General features: G+C 69.2%; 4 protein-coding genes. All 4 read left to right on the top strand.

The annotated features are described in order from the left end of the window. Positions 1–432 precede the first annotated feature (432 nt). From AOK15_RS13355 to AOK15_RS13340, 4 genes are read left to right on the top strand one after another with little or no spacing between them, the layout of a single operon-like run. Positions 433–1689 (top strand): ABC transporter substrate-binding protein, encoded by a 1257-nt coding sequence (locus AOK15_RS13355; RefSeq protein WP_079058463.1) that lies wholly within the window; start codon positions 433–435, stop codon positions 1687–1689. A 23-nt stretch (positions 1690–1712) separates the two neighbouring features. Beyond that, positions 1713–2678 (top strand): carbohydrate ABC transporter permease, encoded by a 966-nt coding sequence (locus AOK15_RS13350; protein ID WP_055516213.1) that lies wholly within the window; start codon positions 1713–1715, stop codon positions 2676–2678. Next, a complete protein-coding gene (locus AOK15_RS13345) occupies positions 2675–3568 on the top strand; it encodes a carbohydrate ABC transporter permease (protein ID WP_055516211.1) in 894 nt (297 codons plus the stop codon). The genes AOK15_RS13350 and AOK15_RS13345 overlap by 4 nt, the downstream gene beginning before the upstream one ends. A gap of 18 nt (positions 3569–3586) precedes the next feature. Next, positions 3587–6466, top strand: coding sequence for a glycoside hydrolase family 2 TIM barrel-domain containing protein (locus AOK15_RS13340; RefSeq protein ID WP_055516209.1), 2880 nt, complete (start codon positions 3587–3589; stop codon positions 6464–6466). Positions 6467–6879 lie beyond the last annotated feature (413 nt).

The following is a 6879-nucleotide window of genomic DNA, read 5'->3' as shown; positions in this document are numbered from 1 at the left end:
CCGGTGTGCCTGGGCGCCGCGACCTTCGCCCTCGAAGGGGCGCTGTCGTCGTTCAGCCAGCGGCCCACCAGGCGCGGCGCCCCGGCGAGGAGCCGTACCGCTTCGGCGTCGTGAGGGGCACGGGTGCGCACCGCGCCGACCGGGCATCGGGCCTGGTCGCGGCGGTGGCACCGCACTGAGCAGAGGGCCGCCGGACCCTGACCCGGCGGCCCTCGCACCCGTCTCAACTCGACCCCGGATCAAGGACGTTCGGAAACCCGAACCGAATACAACGCTTCGAACAGACTTCGTTCAACCCCTTGCCGAAGCCTTAGCCGAAGGTTAACGTCCCGCTCCGCAAGCCTCTTTGAGCCACGGGCACTGAGCCGCGGAGCCATGCACCGGCGCAGCGCCGGGAGCCGCACTCGAGACAAGGACGTCAGCATGTCGGCAATGAGCAACAGGAACTTCGACCGCCGCACCGCACTGCGGGCCGCGCTGGGTCTGGCCGCCGCCGGCGGTCTCGCCGCGTGCGGCGGCAACAACGGCCGAGGCGGCGGTTCCGGGTCCGGCAAGGGCTTGACGCAGTACTTCCACGCGTACGGCGAGGCCGGCACCGAGCAGGCCATCAAGCGGTACGCGAAGGCGTACAAGGGCGGCAACGTCACCACGCAGTGGATCACCGGCTCGAACTTCGAGAGCAAGCTGTTCGCGTCCCTGCTCACCGACAAGGCGCCCGACTGCTTCGAGTTCCACCCGCAGCTGCAGCTGATCGAGAGCGGTCAGGTGGCGGACCTGAGCGACCTCATCAACCCGGTGAAGGACGACTTCAACCCGGCCGACATCCAGTCGCACACGGTCGACGGGAAGATCTACGGCATCCGGATGATCGACGACCCGCAGTTCTTCTTCTACCGCAAGTCGATGTTCGAGAAGGCCGGTGTCGAGGTCCCGCAGACGCTGGAGGAGCTGATCGCGGCCGCCGCCAAGCTGACCACGAGCAAGGTCAAGGGCGCCTACCTCGGCAACACCCTGCACGCGATCATCGACCCGCTGATCTGGTCGGCCGGTGCCCAGCACCTCGACGACAAGAACCAGATCGCCTACCACACGGACGCGGTCGTCGACGGCTTCAAGCAGCTGCGCAAGCTGTTCACCAGCGGTGACCTGCTGCTCGACGCCCCCACCGACTTCTGGGACCCGTCCGCGCTCAACCAGGGCCTGGCCGCGATGCAGTGGTGCGGCATGTGGGCGATGCCGCAGATGCAGGAGGCGCTCGGCGACGACCTGGGCATCTTCCCGTTCCCGAAGGTCGGCGACGCGGGCAAGCTCTCGGTGTACAACGGCGGCTGGTCGATGTTCGTCAACGCCAAGGGCAAGAACATCGACGAGACCAAGGAATACGTGAAGTGGCTGTGGATCGACCAGAAGGAGTACCAGGAGGACTGGGCGCTCTCCTACGGCTTCCACATCCCGCCGCGCAAGTCGATCGCCGAGTCCGCCGACAAGCTGAAGGCGGGTCTGCCCGCTGAGGGCGTGAAGCTCTTCAACGAGTACGGCAACTTCGACAACATCGGCTGGACCCAGGCGAGCCGGACCGCCATGGAGGACGTCATGGCGAACTGCGTCCGCAAGGGCGGCGACCCGGACAAGGAGCTCACCAAGGCCGACGCCAAGGTCAACCGTGAGCTGAAGAAGCTGTTCGGATAGGCCTGGGGACAGGTAGCCACGACATGTCGACCATCACCAAGGACGGCGTCTCCAGCCCCGCCCCGGCGAAGGCCGCTCCGGCCAAGCCGCGGCGGGGGCTGCGGGGCTCCCCCACGCTCAACTTCTGGCTCTTCACCGGGCCGTTCCTGATCGGCCTGGCGGTCTTCGTCTACGCGCCGATCCTGTGGAGCCTGTGGCTCTCGTTCTTCGAGGCCCGCTTCACCGTCACCCCCGACAAGTTCGTCGGCTTCGAGAACTACGTCGTGATGCTGACCGACGAGGACTTCGTGGGGTCGCTCGGCACCTTCACCGTCTTCGCGGCGATCATCGTGCCGCTGACCTGGGCGACGTCGCTCGGGCTCGCGCTGCTGGTGAACCGGCTGCGGTTCATGCGGGCGTTCTTCCGCTCGGTGTTCTTCCTGCCGACGGCGGTCAGCTACGTGGCCGCCTCGCTGATCTGGAAGATGTCCATCTTCAACGGTGTCCGCTTCGGCATGATGAACACCTTCCTGGGCATGTTCGGCATCGACAACACCGCGTGGCTCGCCAGCCCCGACCCTCCGTGGTACTGGCTGGTCATCGTGACCGTACGGCTCTGGCTCCAGGCCGGCTTCTACATGATCCTCTTCATCGCGGCCCTGCAGAACATCCCGCAGGAGATGTACGAGGCCGCCGCGATCGACGGCGCGAAGCCCGGCTGGCAGACCTTCTGGCACATCACCCTGCCCCAGCTGCGGGCCACCTCCACCGCCGTGATCCTGTTGCTTCTCGTGGCCGCCTACCAGGCATTCGACGAGTTCTTCAACCTGCTGGCGAAGACCACCTGGGGCAGGCCGCCACTGATGGAGCTGTACTACAAGGCGCTCGGCGACAGCCAGGACTACGGGGCGGGCAGCGCGGGCGCGCTGATCCTCACCGTGCTGATCTGCCTCGTCACCCTGCTCCAGGGCAAGATCATGGGATTCGGGAGGGGTGAGGAGTCCAAGTGACCACCACGACGACACCTCCGGCGGAGCGGGTCAAGGCACCGGCCAAGCCGCGCAAGGTCCGCGGCGGCCATGTGATCGGCTCGACCGGTCTCTACCTCGCCACCGGCATCGCCGCCGTCCTCTTCCTCATCCCCTTCTATCTGATCGTCCGCAACGCGCTGATGACGGACCCGGAGATCACGGGCGAGGAGTGGAAGTGGTTCCCCTCCGACATCCAGTGGGGGAACGTCAACGAGCCGTTCGACGACCCGACGGTCGACTTCGCGCGCTCGCTGTGGAACTCGGCGGTCGTGGGCGTCCTGCACACCCTCGGCACCCTGCTGGTCTGCTCGCTGGCCGGCTACGGTCTGGCCCGCATCCCGTACAAGCACGCCAACAAGGTCTTCTACGCCGTCCTGGTGACGCTGATGGTCCCCACCGCCGTGACCTTCGTGCCCAGCTTCGTCCTGGTCTCCTCGCTCGGCTGGGTGGACACGTACCGGGGTCTCATCATTCCGGGCCTCTTCAGTGGTTTCACCTGCTTCCTGTTCCGGCAGTACTTCCTCGGGTTCCCCAAGGAGCTGGAGGAGGCGGCGCGGATGGACGGGCTCGGTTACCTGGGTGCGTACTGGCGGGTCGTCGTACCCAACTCGCTGAACTTCTTCGCCGCGATGGCGACGATCACGTTCATCAGCGGGTGGAACTCCTTCCTGTGGCCCCTGGTCATCGGCCAGGACCCGAGCGCGTGGACCGTCCAGGTCGCACTCTCGAACTACACCACCGGCCAGACCGTCAACTTCCATCTGATCTTCATGGCGACGGCCATTTCCATCCTGCCCCTGGTGTTCGTGTTCCTCTTCCTCCAGCGCTGGCTGGTGCAGGGCATCGCGCAGACTGGCATCAAGGGCTAGGAACCAGCAAGGAGACCGATGTCTTTCCGCACCACCGGTACCACCACATCCGTCGACTATGTCGAGGACGTGTCGCCGGGCAGCGGGGCCCTGCCGCCCCGCGCCTGGTACGCGTCCTCCGACGCCCGTTCCCTGTCCCTCGACGGCGACTGGCACTTCCGGCTGTCGCCGACCGCCGACGCCGAGGACGGCTCCTTCGCCGCGGAGGGCTACGACGCCGGGGACTGGGCCCGGGTGGCCGTGCCGGGGCACTGGGTGCTGCAGGGTGGCGGGGCCTTCGGGGCGCCGATCTACACCAACCACCTGTACCCCTTCCCGGTGGACCCGCCCCGGGTGCCGACGGAGAACCCGACCGGCGACCATCTGCGGTACTTCGACCTGCCCGAGGGGTGGCCGGCGGACGGCGGTGCCGTGCTCCGCTTCGACGGCGTGGAGTCCTGTGCCCGCGTCTGGCTGAACGGCACGGACATCGGTGAGTTCAAGGGCTCGCGGCTCGCCCACGAGTTCGCCGTCGGACAGCTGCTGAAGCCGACGGGCAACGTCCTCGCGGTGCGGGTCCACCAGTGGTCGGCGGGCTCCTACCTGGAGGACCAGGACCAGTGGTGGCTGCCCGGCATCTTCCGGGAGGTCACCCTGCTGCACCGCCCGGCGGGCGCCGTCCTCGACTTCTTCGTGCACGCCTCCTACGACCACGTCGGCGGCACCGGGACCCTGCGCGTGGACTCCGACGTCGACGGCCGGGTCCTCGTGCCCGCCCTGGACATCGATGTCGCGACGGGCGAACCGGTGACCGTCCCCGTCGAGCCGTGGACCGCCGAGACCCCTCATCTGTACGACGGTGAGCTGGTGACGGAGGGCGAGCGCGTCCCGCTGCGGATCGGTTTCCGCACGGTCGTGCTGGAGGACGGCCTGATCAAGGTCAACGGCCGGCCGATCCTGTTCAAGGGCGTCAACCGCCACGAGTGGCACCCGGAGCGGGGCCGCGCGCTCGACCTGGAGACGATGCGCGCGGACGTGCTGCTGATGAAGCGGCACAACATCAACGCCGTGCGCACCTCGCACTACCCGCCGCACCCCGCCTTCCTCGACCTGTGCGACGAGTACGGGCTGTGGGTCATCGACGAGTGCGACCTGGAGACCCACGGCTTCACCGAGCAGAACTGGCGGGACAACCCCGTCGACGACGACCGCTGGACCCCGGCCCTGCTGGACCGGGCGGCCCGCATGGTCGAGCGGGACAAGAACCACCCGTCGGTCGTGATGTGGTCCCTCGGCAACGAGTGCGGCACCGGACGGGGCCTCACCGCCATGGCCGAGTGGATCCACGGCCGCGACGGCTCCCGCCTGGTGCACTACGAGGGCGACTGGGACTGCCGCGACACCGACGTCTACTCCCGGATGTACGCCGACCACGCCGAGGTCGAGCGCATCGGCAAGGGTCTGGACGGCGGCACCCACAAGCGGCGCGGCCTGCCCTTCATCCAGTGCGAGTACGGCCACGCCATGGGCAACGGCCCCGGCGGCCTCGCCGACTACCAGCGGATCTTCGAGGCGCACGACCGCATCCAGGGCGGCTTCATCTGGGAGTGGATCGACCACGGCGTCAAGCACCCCGAGCTCGGCTACGCCTACGGCGGTGACTTCGGCGAGGAGCTGCACGACGGCAACTTCGTCTGCGACGGCCTGGTCTTCCCGGACCGGACGCCCTCCCCGGGCCTGGTCGAGTTCAAGAAGGTGATCGAGCCGGTCCGCATCGACGGCGACGGCGCCGCCGGCACGGTCCGGGTGCGCAACGCGTACGACTTCGCGGACCTGTCGGAGCTGGCCTTCGAGTGGTCGTACCAGGTCGACGGGAAGACGCTGGAGGCGGGCGCCCTGGGCGTGCCCTCCCTGAAGCCCGGCGAGTCGGCCGAGGTGAAGCTGCCGCAGCCGCCGTCCGGCGGGCCGGCGGGCGAGGCGCTGTGGACCGTACGGGCGCTGCTGGCCGAGGACACCGCGTGGGGCCGCAAGGACCACCAGGTGGCGTGGGCCCAGCTGCCGGTGGTGGAGCGCCCGACGCCGACCGTGGTGCCGGGCGACCGTCCCACGGCGAGCGAGAAGCTGATCTACCTCGGCCCGGCGTCCTTCGACGCCCGCACCGGCGCGCTGAAGACCATCGGCGGCGTCGACGTGACCGGGCTGCGCCTGGACGTCTGGCGGGCGCCGACCGACAACGACGCCGGGGCGGACTGGCAGCCGGACCCGCAGTACGGCCTGCTCTGGCGCAAGTTCGGCCTCCACCGCATGCGCCACCGGCTGGACGCCGTCGAGGTCGGTGAGGACGCCCTGACGGTACGGACCCGGGTGGCGCCGGCGGCGTGGGAGATCGGGCTGCGCACGACCTACCGCTGGACGTCGGACGGGACGCGGCTGAGCCTGACGGTGTCGGTGGACCCGGAGGGCGACTGGACGGTCCCGCTCCCCCGCCTCGGCATCCGCTTCGGGCTGTCGTCGGCGGACGCCGTGCGGTGGTACGGCGGCGGCCCCGGCGAGGGCTACCCCGACACCAAGTCGGCGTCCATGCTGTACCGGTACCACTCCTCGGTCGACGCGTTGCAGACCCCGTACCTCCGCCCCCAGGAGAACGGGGCCCGCCCCGACGTCCGCTGGGCGGAGCTCGGCGGTCTGCGGATCGACGGCGACCCGGAGTTCTGGTTCACCGCACGGCGCTGGACGAGCGAGCAGCTCGACGCCGCCGAGCACCTGACCGACCTCCGGGCCGGTGACACGGTGTGGGTCAACCTGGACCACGGCCAGATGGGCATCGGCTCGCAGTCGTGCGGGCCGGGCGTGCTGCCGCAGTACCACCTGCGGGCGGAGCCGACGGAGTTCTCGTTCGTGTTCTCCGAGGCCGACTGAGCGGCAGCGGTCCCGTGAACGGTGCGGGCGGCCGGGCCTTCGTGGCCCCGGCCGCCCGCACGCGTGTCCGCCGCCCCGCCTCAGTGGTCCGCAGCACGGTGTCGGGTCGGGCAAGCCCCGCAGCGCCTACGGAGAGCCTGTCGACACGGCGGCCGTGGCGTTCACGCCGGCTGTGGCCGACCGCGTCCAGGGACGAGGCGTCGAGCATCTGCGCGAGGCGACAGCGGCCAGCCGTACCGAAGAAGTCCCAGGGAGCACGGCCAACGACCGTCACAGCGCCCCGCACGCGTGGCCACGGCACCCCGCAGGCACCGGACCGCGAGGATCCCGTACGAGCCTGGCATCGCTTCCAGCACGCGATGCCAGACACAGGGACAGGGACAGTCACAGGGACAGGCACAGGCACAGGCACA

This window comes from Streptomyces ossamyceticus (assembly GCF_001418475.1).
Taxonomy (GTDB): Bacteria; Actinomycetota; Actinomycetes; order Streptomycetales; family Streptomycetaceae; genus Streptomyces; species Streptomyces ossamyceticus.
This window is presented reverse-complemented; position numbering and strand designations above follow the sequence as displayed.